12 protein-coding genes and 1 CRISPR repeat array are annotated in these 18,258 nt (G+C 61.0%); all 12 genes read right to left on the reverse strand.

The window, feature by feature from the left end:
• Window positions 1–24: 24 nt before the first annotated feature.
• The 12 genes from KI611_RS18785 to KI611_RS18840 all read right to left on the reverse strand — a co-directional run bounded on the left by KI611_RS18785 (window position 25) and on the right by KI611_RS18840 (window position 17,994).
• Window positions 25–1,920, reverse strand: coding sequence for a potassium transporter Kup (locus KI611_RS18785; protein WP_226417175.1), 1,896 nt, complete (start codon window positions 1,918–1,920; stop codon window positions 25–27).
• 85 nt (window positions 1,921–2,005) lie between these two features.
• Window positions 2,006–2,854, reverse strand: coding sequence for an HDOD domain-containing protein (locus KI611_RS18790; RefSeq protein ID WP_226417176.1), 849 nt, complete (start codon window positions 2,852–2,854; stop codon window positions 2,006–2,008).
• Window positions 2,855–2,946: 92 nt separating this feature from the next.
• Window positions 2,947–3,414, reverse strand: coding sequence for a single-stranded DNA-binding protein (gene ssb, locus KI611_RS18795; protein WP_226417177.1), 468 nt, complete (start codon window positions 3,412–3,414; stop codon window positions 2,947–2,949).
• 12 nt (window positions 3,415–3,426) lie between these two features.
• Window positions 3,427–4,614, reverse strand: a complete 1,188-nt coding sequence (locus KI611_RS18800; RefSeq protein WP_226417178.1) for an MFS transporter — start codon at window positions 4,612–4,614, stop codon at window positions 3,427–3,429.
• Window positions 4,615–4,838: 224 nt separating this feature from the next.
• Complete coding sequence (locus KI611_RS18805) at window positions 4,839–5,282, reverse strand: hypothetical protein (RefSeq protein ID WP_226417179.1); 444 nt, start codon at window positions 5,280–5,282, stop codon at window positions 4,839–4,841.
• 240 nt (window positions 5,283–5,522) lie between these two features.
• Window positions 5,523–8,730: a CRISPR direct-repeat array (repeat unit 28 nt; unit sequence TTTCTGAGCTGCCTGTCCGGCAGTGACG).
• Between the two features lie 131 nt (window positions 8,731–8,861).
• Window positions 8,862–9,425, reverse strand: a complete 564-nt coding sequence (gene cas6f, locus KI611_RS18810; protein ID WP_226417180.1) for a type I-F CRISPR-associated endoribonuclease Cas6/Csy4 — start codon at window positions 9,423–9,425, stop codon at window positions 8,862–8,864.
• Between the two features lie 3 nt (window positions 9,426–9,428).
• On the reverse strand, window positions 9,429–10,463 hold the full coding sequence (gene csy3 / locus KI611_RS18815; RefSeq protein WP_226417181.1) for a type I-F CRISPR-associated protein Csy3: 1,035 nt from the start codon (window positions 10,461–10,463) through the stop codon (window positions 9,429–9,431).
• A complete protein-coding gene (gene csy2, locus KI611_RS18820) occupies window positions 10,456–11,433 on the reverse strand; it encodes a type I-F CRISPR-associated protein Csy2 (protein WP_226417182.1) in 978 nt (325 codons plus the stop codon). The genes csy3 and csy2 overlap by 8 nt, the downstream gene beginning before the upstream one ends.
• A complete protein-coding gene (gene csy1, locus KI611_RS18825; protein WP_226417183.1) occupies window positions 11,426–12,814 on the reverse strand; it encodes a type I-F CRISPR-associated protein Csy1 in 1,389 nt (462 codons plus the stop codon). The genes csy2 and csy1 overlap by 8 nt, the downstream gene beginning before the upstream one ends.
• Window positions 12,772–16,056 carry a type I-F CRISPR-associated helicase Cas3f gene (gene cas3f, locus KI611_RS18830; protein WP_226417184.1) on the reverse strand — a complete coding sequence of 1,095 codons (3,285 nt, stop codon included), beginning with the start codon at window positions 16,054–16,056 and terminating at the stop codon, window positions 12,772–12,774. Before cas3f ends, csy1 begins: the two co-directional genes overlap by 43 nt.
• On the reverse strand, window positions 16,053–17,030 hold the full coding sequence (gene cas1f / locus KI611_RS18835) for a type I-F CRISPR-associated endonuclease Cas1f (RefSeq protein ID WP_226417185.1): 978 nt from the start codon (window positions 17,028–17,030) through the stop codon (window positions 16,053–16,055). Before cas1f ends, cas3f begins: the two co-directional genes overlap by 4 nt.
• Complete coding sequence (locus KI611_RS18840; protein ID WP_226417186.1) at window positions 17,023–17,994, reverse strand: helix-turn-helix transcriptional regulator; 972 nt, start codon at window positions 17,992–17,994, stop codon at window positions 17,023–17,025. Before KI611_RS18840 ends, cas1f begins: the two co-directional genes overlap by 8 nt.
• Window positions 17,995–18,258: the final 264 nt, after the last annotated feature.

Consider the following 18,258-nt stretch of genomic DNA (forward strand, 5'->3'; position numbering starts at 1 on the left):
CGACTAACAACTCCCGACTAATAACTACAGAACCACCTGGGTGCCCAACTCGACCACCCGGTTGCTCGGGATCTGGAAGAAGGCGGTTGCCGAGCCGGCATTGCGGAACATCGCGACGAAGATCTTTTCGCGCCAGAAGGCCATCTCCGAACCGAGGCGCGGGATCAGCGTCTCGCGGCCGATGAAGTAGGAGGTTTCCAGCGCATTGAATTCGAGGCCGAACACCCCGCAACGCTCAAGGGCCCCCGGCACGTTGGGCTCATCCTTGAAGCCGTAGTGAATCAGGACGGTCCAGAAATTTTCCTTCAGCGGACGGACTTCGACGCGGTCGATATCGGGCACGAACGGCACGTCGAAAAACTGCACCGAGAGCAGGATCACCCGCTCGTGCACCACCTTGTTGTGCATCAGGTTGTGCAGCAGCGCATGCGGCACACCCTTCGGGTCGGCATTGAGGAAGACCGAGGTACCGGCAACCCGGGTCGGCATCGAGTTGGCCAGCGAATCGAGAAACAGCGAAAGCTCCAGGCGCTCGCCCTGCAGGCGCTCGGACAGCAACTTGCGGCCCCGCTTCCAGGTCGTCATCAGGATGAAGATGACCATCCCGGCGACCAGCGGAAACCAGCCGCCGTCGGGAATCTTCAGGATATTGGCGGCGAGGAAGACGAGTTCGACGGCGAGGAAGCAGGAGAACAGCGCAATCGCCCGCCCCCAACCCCATTTCCACGAACGTGCGACGACCACCGTGGCGAGGATGGAGGTGATCACCATGTCGCCGGTGACCGCGATGCCATAAGCCGCCGCCAGATTGTTGGATGAGCGGAAGCCGAGCACCAGGATCATCACGGCCAGCATTAGGCCCCAGTTCACCGCCGGCAGGTAGATCTGGCCAGCTTCCTTCTCGGAGGTGTGCTGCACTTCCATGCGCGGCATGAAGCCAAGCTGCATGGCCTGGCGGGTCACCGAAAAGGCGCCGGAAATGACGGCTTGCGAGGCGATCACCGTCGCCACCGTGGCCAGGCCGACGAGCGGGAAAAGCGCCCACTCGGGGGCCAGGTTGAAGAAGGGATTCTTCGCCGACTCGGGATCGCCGAGGATCAAGGCGCCCTGGCCGAAGTAATTGAGAACCAGGGCCGGCAGCACGAAGGCGAACCAGGCCCGGCGGATCGGCTTGACGCCGAAATGGCCCATGTCGGCGTAGAGCGCCTCGGCGCCGGTCACGGCGAGCACGACATTACCCATCGCCAGCAGCGCCATGGCCTTGTTGGAGAACAGGAACTCGAGGCCGTAGAGCGGGTTGAGCGCCGCCAGAATGGCCGGATGATCGATGATGTTGCTGACGCCAAGGATGGCCAGCGTGCTGAACCAGAGCACCATGACCGGCCCGAAGGCGGCGCCGACCATCGCCGTGCCGTGGCGCTGGACGAAAAACAGCCCGAACAGCACGAGCATCGTGATCGGGATCACGAAAGGCCGGAAGGCCGGCGTCACCACCTCAAGGCCTTCGACCGCCGAGAGCACCGACATCGCTGGCGTCACCATGCCGTCGCCGTAGAACATCGCCGCCCCGAGAATGCCGACGATCATGATCAGCCTCATCTGGCGCGGCTTGCCCTGCGCGTCGTGCAGCGCCAGCGCGATCATCGCCATGATGCCGCCCTCGCCCCGGTTGTCGGCACGCATGATGAACATCACGTACTTGATCGAAACGATGATGACCAGCGCCCAGAAAAACAGCGACAGGCTGCCGAAAATATTCGCTTCGGTAATCGGGATCGGATGGTTGCCGGCAAAAACTTCCTTGACCGCATAGAGCGGGCTGGTGCCGATGTCGCCATAGACCACCCCGAGCGCCGACAAGGCGAGGACGGCAAGGCGCTTGCCGGAAGAATTCCCGGCCTGATGGAGAGTGCTGTTCATGTTTACCCCTGAATCGCCGGCGGCTTCGTTACCGCTCTGTGCAATTTACCCACCCTGCCATCAGCCTCCTGATGGCGATGCAAAATCAACCGCCCAACGCCATCTTCAACGACTGCACTTCTTCCTCGGACTCTTCGATGATTTCAGCCAGCGTTTCGGCGTCGAAGAAGGTGTCGAGCATCGAGGTATCGACCGCCGCATCCAGTTCCGGGTCGCGCCAGCTGGCGCTCCGGTTGGCGATCTTGTTGGCGACATACAGCACGTCGGACAAGGTCTTCAACTCGGTAATCTCGCGGTCCGTCTCATGCTCCTGCACCGCGACCAGGATCGATTCCGGCGAACCGAGCGCCGAGAGCAGGGCGTGGCCGATACTGTCGTGCCAGCCGACGAGCAGCGCATGCAGCTCGGCCTTGTCATTGACCAGTTCCGGAAAATTGGCGGCGCGCGACATCAGGTAGAAGACGCCGAGGTCGTGCACTAGGCCGGCGAACATTGCCTCGTCGCCGTTGATCTTGGCGATTTTCCGGGCCAGCACGCGGCACAGCGCCGCGACGTGCGAGGTGTGTTCCCAGAGTTTCTTGGAAATGTTCTCGAAGACGTGCATCTGCTTCGATTTGAGCAATTGCTCCATGGCCACGGCAAATGACACCGTGCGCACCGCTTCCATGCCGACCCGGACGATCGCGCTCTTCACATCGGCAATTTCGCGGCCGGAAGAATTGAGCGCCACCGAATTCGACATCCGGATGATCTTGGTGCTCATCAGCGGTTCGGCACCGACCAGCTGGGCCAGTTGCTCGACATTCAAATTAGGGTCTTTCAAGGCCGTCCGGACCTGGAAGGTAATGTCGAGAAAGGTCGGGAAGGAAATCTCGCTGCCGGACAAATCCTTGGCAATGTCTTCGAGAATCTTGAAAGTAACAGAGCTGGCCATGGTGGTTAACCTTTGCGGAACCGATCATTAAACCGTTGCCCCCGCCGTAGCGGGGACCGGTCAATTATTTATCTTTTTAGTTCAGGAGCACGTCAGAACGGAATGTCGTCGCCAAGATCGTCAAACGACGGCTTCGGCTTGTTCTTGGCCGGAGCCGGCGCGTAATCGGTCGGCTCGTTGTCGTAACCGCCACCACCGCCGCCGGAAGACGGGCCGCCCATGCCCTGCCGGGAGCCGAGCATCTTCATTTCGTCACCGCGAATCTCGGTGGTGTAACGTTCCTGGCCATCCTTGTCGGTCCATTTGCGGGTGCGGATGCTGCCCTCGACATAGACTTGCGAGCCTTTTTTCAGGTACTGGCCGCAGATTTCGGCCAGCTTGCCGAAGAAGGAAATGCGATGCCATTCGGTCAGTTCCTTCTTTTCGCCGGTCGCCTTGTCTTTCCAGTTCTCGCTGGTCGCTACCGTGATGTTGCACATCGCTTCGCCGCTTGCCGTGTAACGGACTTCCGGGTCTTTACCCAGATTGCCGAGGATGATTGCCTTGTTAACCGATGCCATAAACCTTCTCTCCTAAACAGTATGAGCCGCAGCGACGGCGACGCGCCGTTGCGGAAAATTCATCGAGCTTGCCACCGCCAGCCAGAGCAAAAGAAGCCCGGCGCAGGCAGCAAAAACCGCATTATCGCCGAAATGCTGCGCGATATACCCCCCCACCGCGCCGCCGATGAACAGCCCAACCGCCTGCGTCGTGTTGTATACGCCGAGCGCCGCACCCTTGGCGGCCGGCGGTGCGGTCCGCGAGACCAGCGAAGGCAACGTTGCTTCGAGAATATTGAAGGCGACGAAGAACAACAGCAGCCACAGCGCCAGCGCATACAAGCTCTGACCGAAAAAGAGCAGGCCGAGTTGCACGACGACCAGCAAGGCAATGGCGGCGCGAAAGATCGGCCGCATCTTGTCCTTGCGCTCGGCGGCGATGATCGCCGGGACCATGATGGCGAACGACACCAGCACGGCCGGCAGATAGACCTTCCAGTGCGCCGCCGCAGCCAGCCCGCCGTGATTGACCAGGGCATGTGGCAGGACGACGAACATCGCCATCTGCACCATGTGCAGAATGCCGATGCCGAGGTTCAGGCGCAGCAGATCGGGATCGAAAGCCACCTGCCGCAACGGCAGCTTGGCATGGCCATGGGCCGCTGGCGCCGCCGGCACCGCCTTGATCAACAGCCCGATGGCGGCCAGCGCCAGGAGGCCGGTCAGGCTGAACAAGCCCCCCATGCCGATCCAGCCGTAGAGCAAGGGCGCGCCGACCAGCGAGACGGCGAACACCAGGCCAATCGACGAACCGATCATCGCCATCACCTTGGTCCGGTGCTCCTCGCGGGTCAGGTCGGCGGCCAGCGCCGTGACCGCCGCCGAAATCGCCCCGGCGCCCTGCAGCACCCGGCCGACAATGATCCAGTTCATGCTTGGCGCCCAGGCAGCGACAAAGCTGCCGAGCGCAAAAATCAGCAAGCCGATGACGATGACCAGCTTGCGCCCCCAGATGTCGGACGCGATGCCGTAAGGAATCTGGAAAAACGCCTGGGTCAGCCCGTAAGCACCGAGCGCCAGGCCGACCAGCGCCAGGTTGTCGCCACCCGGCAGGGTTTTGGCGTAGACCGAGAACACCGGCAGAATCAGGAACAGGCCCAGCATGCGCAGGGCGAAAATGGCAGCCAGCGAAGCGCCGGCGCGGCGTTCTTCGGGGCTCATGCGATCAGCGGGGATGGACATTGTCGTTATGTATTTGTTGCATTGCAGCGAAGCGGGAATATTAGCAGGTTTGCCCTGCCCGCTAATTCATGCCCGGCAACCGTCCGCCTCACCGGGGGCCGGCAATCATCCCCAATGATTACCAGCCCCTCGCTAAGGGTCCCGATCGCGAACCACCATGACCAAGCGAACAGCAGTCATGGCGCGCTGCACAACAGCAACGTTCAGCGCACGACCATGCCCTTGGCCATGGCTCGCACGGCACTCAGCCGCCCCCAGACCTGATAGATCTTGTTGGCGCTGGAAAACACGGCAATCGGGCTGTAATAAGCGTGCCGCAAGGGTGCCGATTCGATCTGGATGCTGACCGGACTGCCGCCGGCGTGGCCGGTATCGCGAATGGCCGCCCCCAGTTGAAGCGGGTTGAGGCTCATGCTCATCCGGATATTGGTGCCATCGGCGAGGGCCGACAGATGCTCGATACGAACGTCCACACCGGGCGTCGCGTGCTCCGACTTCTGCCCGTCCGCACCGAGCACGATGTCGGCGACCCGCTGGCAGTCGGAACGCCCGTCGCACGCCAGCAGATAAAGCTCGTAACCGGACGATGCGGCCTCGACCGGCATGGCCAGAGAGCCGACGATGATGGCCAAAAGAGAAACGCGCATGGTTGATCCTTCCTTGCCCCGCCAGATGCGGGACACAAAAACCGGCCGGCACTTGCCGATGTCGTATTCGGTGCCACGAGACAGAGAATGTCATCGTGCTACAGATGGCGTCAATCGTGCAACTGTCATAAAGCCGAATATTCATCGCCTCTCGGCCCGGCAGGCAATCCCGGCGTTCGCGGTTTCAATCGACGTCCTTCGTTGCCAAAGGCCGATGCACAGAAAACTGATGGTGCCAAATTACTAAGCTGCCTATCCGGCAGTGACGATGCTTATCAAACGCTTGCGCCCAATCATGCGTTTCTGAGCTGCCTGTCCGGCAGTGACGGTCAGCCAATTCTCGACTGGCTCATTCACTCATTTCTGAGCTGCCTGTCCGGCAGTGACGTCGCGGTCCAAAAAATTGTTGATCTTCAACCCTTTCTGAGCTGCCTGTCCGGCAGTGACGACGCACGTCGTCAATGGAACGCTCGGCTACGATTTCTGAGCTGCCTGTCCGGCAGTGACGGGCCTGGTGCCAGTTGAAATCACCGCTGACATTTTCTGAGCTGCCTGTCCGGCAGTGACGGATCTTGCCCAGTATGCCGTCATTCACGTGACTTTCTGAGCTGCCTGTCCGGCAGTGACGGGTTTCCGCTACCGCGTCCTGCCCGGTCAATCTTTCTGAGCTGCCTGTCCGGCAGTGACGCCTTTCCATCTGCCCCGCCCGCCCGGGCGATGTTTCTGAGCTGCCTGTCCGGCAGTGACGGGGATCTGGGTGCGGTCGTTGATATCGATCTTTTTCTGAGCTGCCTGTCCGGCAGTGACGCTCGCCGAGGGCCAAGCAACCATCGCAGAGCATTTCTGAGCTGCCTGTCCGGCAGTGACGCGGGTGGTCGGGATGGACACCGACGCGAGCAATTTCTGAGCTGCCTGTCCGGCAGTGACGTTTACATACTGGTGTATGGTGTCTGGCGACTGTTTCTGAGCTGCCTGTCCGGCAGTGACGCCGGCAAGGATCGTTCCCAGCACCCGCGACTCTTTCTGAGCTGCCTGTCCGGCAGTGACGCCGGCTGGGTCCGGCTGATTCCCCTGCTCAACTTTCTGAGCTGCCTGTCCGGCAGTGACGACGGGCTATCGCATTAATCAGCTTGGCACGCTTTTCTGAGCTGCCTGTCCGGCAGTGACGGCAACTTCCGACGTACCGAGCGAATATTCCGTTTTCTGAGCTGCCTGTCCGGCAGTGACGCAATGCTGCGTTCCTTGGTGGTTGCGCTGATCTTTCTGAGCTGCCTGTCCGGCAGTGACGCCGTCAGCCGCATTGAACAGCGCGGCCATCGTTTTCTGAGCTGCCTGTCCGGCAGTGACGATAAGGTGGCGAAGTTGCGACGGCTTGAGTACTTTCTGAGCTGCCTGTCCGGCAGTGACGCTGTCGAACGTCCGTTGATGAAGGCCCTGATGTTTCTGAGCTGCCTGTCCGGCAGTGACGAAGACCTCGAACAAGTACGGTTCCGACAAGAATTTCTGAGCTGCCTGTCCGGCAGTGACGAAATAGTTCCGGGTAAGCCACTCGCTTCCGGCTTTCTGAGCTGCCTGTCCGGCAGTGACGCTGTCGTTTTCGACCCGCACACCAACTGGATCTTTCTGAGCTGCCTGTCCGGCAGTGACGCGTTAAAGACTGCGCGAACTGGTTGCCCATCTTTTCTGAGCTGCCTGTCCGGCAGTGACGCCATTTGGTCATCACTCACCTCCTTGCAAGGATTTCTGAGCTGCCTGTCCGGCAGTGACGCGATGGCGCCGTTGGTCGGCGGCTGCGGCTCGTTTCTGAGCTGCCTGTCCGGCAGTGACGGCCTTGATGGCATCGCCCACAATCGGCACGCTTTTCTGAGCTGCCTGTCCGGCAGTGATGTCTTCGACGTAGGGCGCCCCGTCGAGGCGGTATTTCTGAGCTGCCTGTCCGGCAGTGACGCTGGGGTAAATCGTGGGGCAAGGCATGGGGCATTTCTGAGCTGCCTGTCCGGCAGTGACGTTTTACGTCGACGACGACGGACAGCACGAAACTTTCTGAGCTGCCTGTCCGGCAGTGACGCGTAACCTGCCGCTCGATGTGGCGTTCCGATTTTTCTGAGCTGCCTGTCCGGCAGTGACGCTTCCCGCCGGATTCAGCGACACGTTCGGCCTTTTCTGAGCTGCCTGTCCGGCAGTGACGTACGCCGTGGCGCTCCGATGGCTATCGCTCCGTTTCTGAGCTGCCTGTCCGGCAGTGACGGATAGTGTGCGTGGTGTCACGCCGCCCGATGCTTTCTGAGCTGCCTGTCCGGCAGTGACGCATCGCCCTTTTCCCAGCATGCAAGCGCTTCATTTCTGAGCTGCCTGTCCGGCAGTGACGATCGACCTGGCGCATGATCTCGATCTTGATTCTTTCTGAGCTGCCTGTCCGGCAGTGACGGATCAGGCCGTAACTCTGTCCATTCCTCAATCTTTCTGAGCTGCCTGTCCGGCAGTGACGGTACCGGAAGGCAGGCACATGACATTGCCACTTTTCTGAGCTGCCTGTCCGGCAGTGACGATGAAACTGCTTGATGTCGTCACCGGCCCCTGTTTCTGAGCTGCCTGTCCGGCAGTGACGTGAGATACCCCCCACCAAGCGCTCCGGTGCTTTTTCTGAGCTGCCTGTCCGGCAGTGACGAGGGAGGCCCGACCACGACTGTGATAACTGGATTTCTGAGCTGCCTGTCCGGCAGTGACGTCCAATAGATCGCGCTCGAACTGCTTTTTATCTTTCTGAGCTGCCTGTCCGGCAGTGACGCGCCGCCCATTCTGGCCCGCGCTGCCCATTCTTTTCTGAGCTGCCTGTCCGGCAGTGACGGTCGTCGCGCACCTGAGGTTCGATCAGCGCCTTTTCTGAGCTGCCTGTCCGGCAGTGACGGTGAAAGCGGTCTTTTCCTCGGTTTCGAGGATTTTCTGAGCTGCCTGTCCGGCAGTGACGACCGGGATTCCGCCGTACTTGCCTTTCCAATATTTCTGAGCTGCCTGTCCGGCAGTGACGACCATCCGGAGGCTGGTCGTGGTCGGTGACATTTTCTGAGCTGCCTGTCCGGCAGTGACGTCGTGACGTTGCCCACATCAACAGCCGCCGTGTTTCTGAGCTGCCTGTCCGGCAGTGACGCTGCAGGGCGATCCGACACCGCCGCCGAAGTCTTTCTGAGCTGCCTGTCCGGCAGTGACGGAAGCAAGGGCCGCACATTGTTTATCCGAATTTTTCTGAGCTGCCTGTCCGGCAGTGACGCCGTGCAGGCCGGCCGACTACGTTGCGAGCTGTTTCTGAGCTGCCTGTCCGGCAGTGACGGTCCTATACGTACCAATGGCAGCCGACCACTTTTTCTGAGCTGCCTGTCCGGCAGTGACGAGGCCTTGGCATTGTCGACTCCGCGGACGAAGTTTCTGAGCTGCCTGTCCGGCAGTGACGTACAAAGGATTCTACCTATCAATCTAATTTTTAAAGAAATATCCCCATTCCAACCGTAAAAACCAAAATCTCAAACAACCGAATAACTCATTGATTTTCAGGGGGGATATTTCACCCCCCTAAAAAAGGGTCTAAAACCAGGGCACGGTCCCGGTAGAACTCAGCCCATAAGCGCTAAATCTTCCATTTGCCGCTTCTTTTTGCACAGGAAGATGTTCAACGAACAAGCGGAATTGCTGCTGCGTGCTTTGACTAGCGAGTAGCAAATAAGGAAGACACAGCGTTTCCGCCGTGTTATCAGGAATGGCTTGCATTGCCGCTTCAGCGCTAATCCCCTTGCGAGCGACCAAGCGCCGCCGCTCCCGTTCCGGGCTGCTTTTGGCCTGCACGCGTCGCACTACTCGATATGCCGCATGCACAGGAACCGGACTGACAGGACTACAGGAAAGATGATCGCGCATCCCCAGTAGCCAGTTCGCGGACATCAAATGCTCAAGATCGGCCGCAGTCCCATGCAGGCGCAGCCGCACCCCCAGGCCGACACCTTTCTGCCCGACATCGGGAAAACTGATCCCGACCCGCCCTTCCCCGCTGCTTACCAAACCTCGGTGCAGCTTGGCGAATAGCGCATTCATCAGCATGTTGGCGGGAAACTCCGGGTCCGGCAAAAGCTGGAGTTCGATATAGGAATCCATGCCTCAGTCCTTTTCGCCAAAGACGCCGCCGCGGATCAGGGTTGCCATCACGTAATGTTGATTACCGGCTTCCGGCGCTTTGTCTTTCAGCACCCAATCGTCGAGCAGATTGTAGAAGTCAGCCTTCTGCTTCGGCTGGCGGTAAGCCTTGCCTTGCGATGTCACCGAGCCGTACGGCTCCACCGCAATCGGGCCGATGTTCCCGTTCTCTTCATCCGCCGGGTACCAGGTATCGATGGTGCGCAAGGCATTGCCGATTTTCTGGCTGTGGATCCCGGCCACGTCGCCGACGTGATAAAGGGTCTTGCTCTTTTGGCCCTTCTTGTCGCCACGGTCGAGAATCAACTCCTGTGAGGGATAAACCTCCTGCCCATCGCCCACCCGCACGTAAGCAACAACCTCCAGCAAGGCATGCGCTTGCCCGGCCAGCCCCAGCTCGATCACCTTCGCCAACTCGCCCAAAGCCTGGCTATCGGCAGCGAAGTCGCGCAGCGAAAAACCCAGTGCGTCGAAAGTCCAGCTTTGCGCGGCTTCGCCCTGCGCCAGTTGGCGAACCTGGACTTCGACCTGTTCCGCGCCCATCCGGTTGCGCCACAGGAAACGGCCGTTGGCCAGGTTGCTGGCATAGCGCCGGGCCAGTTCGGCAAAGCCAACCTCTTTGGCGTATTGCTGCACCGTGCCTTGCAGCTTGATCTGGTAGTCGGCGTTATTGCATGCCGAGGGCGTTCCGGCACCGCCCAGGATGCGCAGGGTAAAGCGCACGCGCAGCGTGTCGGCGTCGTTGGGCAGGGTTGCGACATCAACTGTCTGCAAATTCGGCGACTGGATCGAGGCATCGAGCTTGGCCGGGTCCTGGTCCTTGGTCGAGAGGCGGTTGGAGATCGTGCCGCGCACGGATTTCTCGCGCACAGCGACGGCCACCCATTTTTCTCCAGCACCACGCTCTGCCCATTTTCCAGCACTAAAAAGTGCGTCGGAAGGATCGAGCTTGCGTTCAAAAGCGAGGACGGAAGCGGTTTTCAGGTCGGTTTTAGCCATTTTGTTGCTCCTTGAAGTTGGCAAGCGATTCGGAATAGCGATTGATGCAGCGATAAATGCCGTTGGCGGCGTCGGTTTCCTGCGTCCACAGCAGTTGGCTCAGGTCATTGAGCCGATGCGGACTGACCCACTCACCCAGCGAGTAAAGACTTTCAACAAAGCGGAAAGGCGTAGCGGCGTCGCGGGCGTTTTCCACCTCGCCCGGCGCGTAAAGCGGCGAAATGCCGCCGTAGCCGATGGGCAGCGGCACCAGCCAACCGGGCTTGCGGCGGATTTCCCATTTCACCGGCGCATCGGCCTCGTCCGCTTGGCTGACGACCGGCTCGATGTTGAGGCGCGAAAGATCGAGCAAGGCGTCGAGGGCGTTGCTATCCGGCTGTGTCGCCCGCATTTCATCAAGATGGCCGGCCAGCAGGTCGTCTCGCTGAACCAGGGCAAAACCCGGCAACAGGCGACGGCGCAGGCGGCGGAATATCCTGGCGTCGCCCTCGACATCGCCGGCCAGCGGCCACCATTGGGCCTGATAGCGTTTCCCCGCCTGGTGCAGCAGGCTGCCGCCGGCCAAGCGCATGCCCTGGGCGGCGTGGTGCAGTCGCTCGGCCAGGTCTTTGCCGTCGCCATCGGACTTGTAATCCCTGACAGCGATAACCAGGCTGACTTCCATGTGGGCGCGGCCTTCTTCGACCAGCGCCAGCGTGCCGCCGTCCTTGCCGACCGGATTGCGGGTCAAGCGGAACACCTGGGTACGACGCCCCGGCGGTTGAAAAACCTGCGGTTCGAAGTGGTGGCAGATGATGCCCACACCGGCAAAGCCTTCATCCAGCTCCGCCGCGAACTTGCGCTCCAGCGCATGGGCAAACCCGGCAAAAGCGGTCGGCGAAGGAAAACCCCAGGTCAACGGCCCGGAGATGGCATTGGCGTTCTGCACCTTGAGATGCGGCAACAGAACCAAGGCAAAGACATCACTCATCGTCAGCCACCTCATCGCGCATCATGCGCATTTCATCGTCCAGAACATCGCGCCAATGCGCCGCTTCAACCGCGCCCATCGGCGTGCAGGGAGTGGTCAGGCGGGCGTTCAGCCAGTTGCCGAAGCGCCGGCAAATTTCGTCCTGCCAGTCGCCACGTTGCCGCAGGCTGGCGAAATCGGTGTCCTGCTCGGCCCGCTCCGGGTCGAGCCAGCATTGCTCGGCGCCATTGAGCAGGCATTCAGGTAGCGCACTCCAGCCAGGTTCCAGTTGCCGCAGTTCGGCGGCGTACTGGAACGCCTCGTCACGGATCAAGCCGGCCAGTTCGGCCCGCTTGTCGCGGATGCGGATGTTGGTCCCGGCATGCTCGACGCTGACCAGGAACTCTTTCAGGATGCGGACCAGCTCGCGTACCCGAGGACGGCTGCCGAAAATGCGGTCGAAAACGCTGTTGACCGCCAGCGGCGCGCGAACCTCGGCGGATTTCCAGTTCGGCGGCAGCGAAGGCAGGAGGTAGTTTTCGCCATAACGCTCGCTGTTCAGTTGGCTGATGTTCTGCGGCTTGGTGCCCCCGAAATTCTGAATCGCCACATTCGGGTATTCGCAATAACCGTGCGGATGGGCAAGCCCGTTGCGTCTCGCATCCCGCGCCGCCTTGGCCTCGTCGGAAAAACGATCCTCGCGGATTCGCTTCCACAAGCCATGCACCAGCGAGGTCGGAAAAAGCGGCGCGAGCAGATGGTAGCTTTGGCCTTCAATCGGCCAATACACCTGCTTGGCGAGCTTGTTGGAAGCCGGCTGTCCCTTGGCTTCAGTCAGCGATGCGAAGGCCGCCATCAAGGTTTGCGCCAAATCGGCATCATCGGAAAACGCTGCAGCCAATGCAGGATCTGCCGTTGCGGCAAGGTCCAGGATGGTTTTTCCGCCCACCGAAAGGCGGAGAAATTTATACACATCCAGCGCCGCCGCATTGCCAACCACATCCGGCACCAAGCGCTGGGCCACCGTATGCGTACCGACGATTTCTTCACCGACCGCCGGATTGCCGGCAACGCTCAGACTAGAGCCGCGAGCGTCGGGATGGGTAAATTTAAGGGCATGGGTTACTTGCTGAATCTGGCCCACGCGCCGGGCGGCATCGGGAATCCAGTTTGCCGGCAGGTAATCCTGCAGCAAGGTTTGCCGCTGCTCATCCTCTTCCGGCTTGAGCTTTTCCAGCTTGGGCTGGAGGCGTTCCTGCAGAAAAGCATGAATCGTCGCCTTGATCGACGCCACCGAACCCGGTGGTGCCAGTGAGTTACTTGGTTCTGTCATCTGTACGCTCCTTTGCTGAAAACTGCTTAGCGAAACCTGCTGAAACCTAATACGGGGTGATACCCCCACTCTTCATCAACTTGCAGCCCGTCTTCCACGGACTTCAACGGCAAATCCAGCACGCCGAATTTCTCCGCGCACTCGCGGAGTTCCATGTCCAGACGCTCGGCCAGACTGGCCAGTGCCGCCGGGTAATCCGGCTCGCCCCAGAAGCCAAGGCTGGGGCCTGGTTCCAGGGAAATTCGATGCAGGAGGTTGTCGACCACAACCGGCTTGCCGTCGTCGCCAAAGCGACAAAAACCAATCTTCCCGTCCTCCTCCGGGAGCAGGCCGTAGCGTTGTCGGCCCAGCTTGTCCTGGCGGAATGGATCGCGGCGCTGCAGGTAGCCGCTGAGGTGCGCGCCGGTCGTCCACCACAAGGGCACAGGCAGGCTGAGCGGCGTTTGTCCGGATGACGGCGCCTGCATCAGTTCGCGCAAACGGGCATGTTCGAGATCGACCAAGTTGCCGGTTGGGCAAAGCTCGTCGCGCTCGCAAATGCGGCTGGAAGCGTCGATGGCTTTCAATTGCTCCGGCGCCAGCAGTTCGGTAAGCCGATGGCTCAGGAGCCGGAAATTCTTGGCCGCCGGATTGGACGACTCGAAGCCGGGGCGCAAGAAGGCCGGCTGGCTCATGCCGGTGGTCAGGTGCTGGATGTTGGTGTCGAGCAGCAACAAGTTGGTGGGCGAGTAGGCATCCGGCCGATGGCGGCGCACCCGGCCGGCCAATTGGATGATCGAGCGCATCGACGAGGGTTCGACAATCGCCCAGTCGTAATCGTGGTCCCGCCCGACTTCGGCGACGGCAGTGGCGAGAACGACGAAGAGGTGGTCGCTTTCGGGGCCGGCGGTAATCGCCTGCTGGATTTCCGGCTCGGCAAAGACGGCTTGCGGCTGCTTACGGTTGAGCAGGCGATCCAGTCGATGTTCGATGGCCGAGCGCACCAGCAGCGGGTGCCGCGAGTGGTAAACACAAAGGTGGATACGCTGCCCGCGCTCGGCACCGAGGCGGATCAACTCCCGCGCCACGGCAACCAGCGGATTGATATTGGCGAAGCGTACGAGGCCAAAACTGATCTTCTTGCCGCTGGCTGGGTCGACCGTGCAATTTAACTGGTGCAGGCGGCTCAATTGCGGCCGCAAGGCTTGCGCCAGTTCGGCACAGACGATTTCGAGCTTGGCCTGGGCAATCGGCAGCGGCAGGATTTCGGCATGCCGCCGCGCTTCGGCGCGCGCCAAGCGAGCCAGTCGTTTCTGTACAAAATTCTGGTGCTCGGCACGGTAGCTTTCGGCAGCGCCGTGCTCGGAAGCCACCGCCGAGAACTCGTCAAACCAGGCGCAGCAGACATTGAGCGGCTGGCCGGGCCGGCCTCGGTGCTGCTGGAACTGCTGCCGACCGGCCAGATAGGCCTGAAACAGGCCTTCGATCAGTGCCGGCGGCAAGGTGGCCGAAGAGAGCAACACCCGGCTGCCCAGCATGCCGGCCCAATGCACCAGACGGCTGAGCGCCGGCAGGTCTTCCATACCGAAATCGTCCGGCTCGTCGAGCACCAGATCGGAACTCATCAGGCGCAGCATGGGCGGAATCTGGTGGCCACCGCGCGTGCCTTCGGTGGCGGGCATCAGGTGATCGATGGTGCACACCAGGATGGGCGCGTTGAGCAATTTGCTGGCCGGCTGATTTTCGCCCAGCCAGCGATTCAGCGGGCCATCCTCCAGGCTGCCGTCGTAGAAAACCTGGTTGTATTCGGGCAGCAGTTCGGCGCTGGATTCGGAGCCGTTGGCCTGCAGGCGGGCTTCGGCCTGTTGCTGCTCATGCAGCGCCCGCACGGCGGCACCGCCGACCAGCACGGCCATTTCGTCGCTCCCGAGACGCAGGCGATCGCGATAGGCATCGCCGGTTTGTAAGGTCAGCGTGCGCAAACCAAGGGCGACGGTAAACCGCGCCCCGCGCACCGAATCGGCCAGCGCATAGAGAATGCGGCCGTTTGCCAGCGTCTTGCCGCAGCCGGTCGACGCCATGTTGATGCCGAAAAAGCCCTGTTCTGCGGAACGGGCGCGCAGGCCTTCGGCCACGTCGAAAGCGCGGTTCTGCCAGGCAAAGGCATCCTTGCTGCGTTCGCGAAACCCCTTGTGGCGGGCCAGACGTGGTAACTGTGCTGCCAGCCGGGGCAAAGCCTGCACGACGCGGCTGGCATTCACCTCGACGCCAATCAGGTGTTCGTCGAGGCGTTGTTTGAGCTGGCCGGTTTTGCGGTCGGTATTGGCGTAAACCGCATCCTTCTTGCCGACCTTGTCACCGTAACGCTCGTGGCTGGGCTCGCTGGAATAGTAGTGATCGGACAACATCAGCGCCATGCGGGAAAGGTGCAGAACGTAAGCTTCATGGCGCCAGTCACGCGGCTCCCGCCCGAGCTGTTGCAACAGAGCCGACGCCACTTTGCCCGCGTGCTTGCGCCAATGCTTGCTGGTCAGCGGCAAGCCTTTCGGGAAATGCCAGCAGGCGGCGATTTCTGTTTGCTTCATGCCTTCGCGTGCGCCACACCAGTTGGCTTCGATATTGGCGGGCAAGTAGGCCAGCGCCTTGGTATGTAGGGTTTCCGGCGTCGGCATGCGGTGATGGCTGACGATCAGCCAGCCAACCACTTGCGCCAGGGGCGGCAAGGTGGCAAACGGTGTTTTGACGCCGCTGGTTCCAACGCCATCCTTGAGCAGGCGAGTTTCGACCTCCTTGGCTGCGCTGTCCGGGAGATCAGCCATCCGCGCCAACCAGTCGGTGTCGGCGTCGCCATTTACGAAGGCCTCGAACAGGCGCAGCGAAACCCACTCGTGACGATAGGCATCGGCCAAGGGCTTGCTACTTTTCAGCTTGTTTTGAAAGGCTTCGCTGGCCTTGCCGAAATCGTGGAACAGCGCGGCAATGCTCACCAGCAAACGGATGATTTCAGCGCTGTGCCAGTCGTTTTCATCGTTGGCGCGCAGGATGTCGCGGCTGGTGGTATTGGTCGGCGTGGCGCCTCTTTCGTTGAATTGCCGGGCATCGCCGACGATCCAGATCAGTTCGCTGTGGTCCTTGCCGCGTATCCAGTGGCAGGCCACCGCCGTATTCTTGCGGGCAGTCTGGCGCAGCAGACGGCGCAGGGTATCCAGCCCGTTCTGCGTGATCGCCGTCTGCCAGGTGCGCTCGCCACGCCGTTCGGCGAACTGGTCGAGGATGCGCCGGGTTTCGACCAGCGCATTCTTGCTGCACTGGGAAATCAGCATGATGTTCATGACTCGGCCGCCCCCGTTTTGAGTGCGACGGCCTTGATCGTGTCGATGGCGAAATCGAGCGCTTCGGTCTGGGCAAAACGTTCGATACAGCCCTGACGAAAGGTTTGCTCATCGTCGCCGCGCATGGCCGAGATAAAGGCTTGCGGCAAGACCAGCGCGTCCTTGATCAGATCGGCTACGTCGAAGACCAGCCCACCGCGCCGCGTCTTGCCGTGCAGGATCGCCAGACCGTGCGGCAGGCCGAGCACCCAGGTTGCCGTGGCACCGAGGCCGTAGGCAAGATAGTTGCCGTGATCGAGGAAACGATTGGCCGGATCGGTGCCGCCACCGCGTTTGGCGCGCGTGAATTCGCCGTAGCCGACCGCGTTGACCGCCAGCTTGAAGAGATGTTTGGTCAGCCGCGCCTCTTCGGTCAGCAAGGCCGTGTTGTCCACGGCGGCGGCGACATGCTGGCGCGAAGACGCCAGCGCATTGAGCAAAACATGGGCGTCGATCTGGAAACCGGCATCGGACAATTGCCGATTGTTGATCCACTGCTTGGCGATGAAGTCGAGGCGGACCTGCTGAAAGGCTTTTGCCGCTTCCAGACGCTTGGCATCGTCGAACCAAAAACGAACCCAGGCCTGCAAATATTCAGTCGGGCGATATTCGCTTTGCGGCGAAAACCAGGCGACTTCGACATCGATTTCGTTAGCGCTGAACAAAGGCGTTCCACCGCCCCCGCAGAAACCAACCATCACGCCAGCCTTGGCCAACTCCCGCATAGCAGCTTGCGTGATCGACGTCCCCGTCCCGAGCATGACCGACGTGGTATTGGCGATGGGGATGTTCCAGTACATGGAGCGAGATCCCTCGTCGGTCACGTATTCCACGCGACCGCCATTGACCAGAACCCGACAGTGTTCCAGGTAATAGAGATTGGCCCGCTTCGAGTGCAGGATGGTTTTCAAGTCGGACGGGGTGAAATCATCCATTGCCATATCTCCTTGCTGCTGCCAGTAGTAATTGCCCGACCTTCTCCCGCAACCCCGCCGGCCCCACCACCTGGCAATCCGGCCCATATTTCAAAATATCCATGATCAGCTCCGGATCGTTGCTGTACGGCAGGCGCAGTTGGTAGCTGCCGTCGTCGAGAAAGCTGCCTTTCTGCTCCGGGTGCCAGTGTTCGGCGGCGACCCAGCGGGCGCGTTCGGGGGTGAAGAGGAGCGTCGCCCATTGCACTTCGGCGCCGGCGAAGATGCCGTAGCCGGTGCCCAGCGCAGCATCGAGTTCGGCTTCGGGGATTTCCTGGGCGACGGCATCGATGGTTTTGACGGTTTTGATGGCGTCGACCGCAAAGCTGCGCAGTTCGTCGCGCAGGTGGCACCAGGCGTCGAGGTACCAGTTGTCGCGGTAGTGGGTCAGGCGTTGCGGCGAGATTTCGCGCTGGCTGGTGTCGCCCTTGCTGCGGGCGACGTATTCGATGCTGAGCCGGCGCCGTTCCATGAGAGCGGCGGCGATGTGCTGGAAGTGTTGCGGCGCGTAGTGGCGGGCGGCGACGCTCAGGATGCGGATGCGCCGGGCGATCTCGTCGGCAGAATCGGTGGCGCTTTCGAGCATGCCGAGCAGACGCTGGCGCAACGGGCCAACGTGTTCGGCAAGCAGGCCGCCGGCATCGAAGGCGGCGAGCAGTTGCTGCATGCTGAGCAGGGCATGGATTTCGCCGGCCGAGAACCAGACGCCGGGCAGTTCGTAACGTTCGACGCTGGCGTCGATGCGGTAGCTGCCGGTGTCGCGGTCGCAAAGGATGGGTACGTTCATGCGTTCGCGCAGATCCTTGATGTCGCGGTGCACGGTGGCGCGCGAGACTTCAAGACGGTTTTGCAGATCAGCAAAGCTGACGCGGCGCCGGGAAAGCAGCATGCGTTCGATGATTCCGAACCGTTCGGATTTGGTCATACGCCCCCCTTGATTTGTGCCAGCATCATAGCCGCCTGTACTTTTTTGCACTATCGGAACGGCGGTGACCTACCAGGGCAGATTGGCGATTAGCGCGCCAAAAACGAGGGCGATAAAGACCAGGCGATCAGGTGGATAGGTATTGTTCATGGCGATTTCCAGTGGTTGGTTTACGCCACTTTGAAGCACCCGAGTCTCAGGGCGTGAGACTGGAAAAATAATCGGTCGGGCCTTGCCCGGCCGGTCCGCGTTCCAAACCGGCGT

Source organism: Dechloromonas denitrificans (assembly GCF_020510685.1).
Classification (GTDB): Bacteria; Pseudomonadota; Gammaproteobacteria; order Burkholderiales; family Rhodocyclaceae; genus Azonexus; species Azonexus denitrificans_A.

Excerpts from the sequence above, each read along its gene's own strand:
- KI611_RS18785 (WP_226417175.1), bottom strand. The coding sequence starts at position 1,920 with ATGAACAGCACTCTCCATCAGGCCGGGAATTCTTCCGGCAAGCGCCTT.
- KI611_RS18790 (WP_226417176.1), bottom strand. The coding sequence starts at position 2,854 with ATGGCCAGCTCTGTTACTTTCAAGATTCTCGAAGACATTGCCAAGGAT.
- ssb (WP_226417177.1), bottom strand. The coding sequence starts at position 3,414 with ATGGCATCGGTTAACAAGGCAATCATCCTCGGCAATCTGGGTAAAGAC.
- KI611_RS18800 (WP_226417178.1), bottom strand. The coding sequence starts at position 4,614 with ATGAGCCCCGAAGAACGCCGCGCCGGCGCTTCGCTGGCTGCCATTTTC.
- KI611_RS18805 (WP_226417179.1), bottom strand. The coding sequence starts at position 5,282 with ATGCGCGTTTCTCTTTTGGCCATCATCGTCGGCTCTCTGGCCATGCCG.
- cas6f (WP_226417180.1), bottom strand. The coding sequence starts at position 9,425 with ATGGATTCCTATATCGAACTCCAGCTTTTGCCGGACCCGGAGTTTCCC.
- csy3 (WP_226417181.1), bottom strand. The coding sequence starts at position 10,463 with ATGGCTAAAACCGACCTGAAAACCGCTTCCGTCCTCGCTTTTGAACGC.
- csy2 (WP_226417182.1), bottom strand. The coding sequence starts at position 11,433 with ATGAGTGATGTCTTTGCCTTGGTTCTGTTGCCGCATCTCAAGGTGCAG.
- cas3f (WP_226417184.1), bottom strand. The coding sequence starts at position 16,056 with ATGAACATCATGCTGATTTCCCAGTGCAGCAAGAATGCGCTGGTCGAA.
- cas1f (WP_226417185.1), bottom strand. The coding sequence starts at position 17,030 with ATGGATGATTTCACCCCGTCCGACTTGAAAACCATCCTGCACTCGAAG.
- KI611_RS18840 (WP_226417186.1), bottom strand. The coding sequence starts at position 17,994 with ATGACCAAATCCGAACGGTTCGGAATCATCGAACGCATGCTGCTTTCC.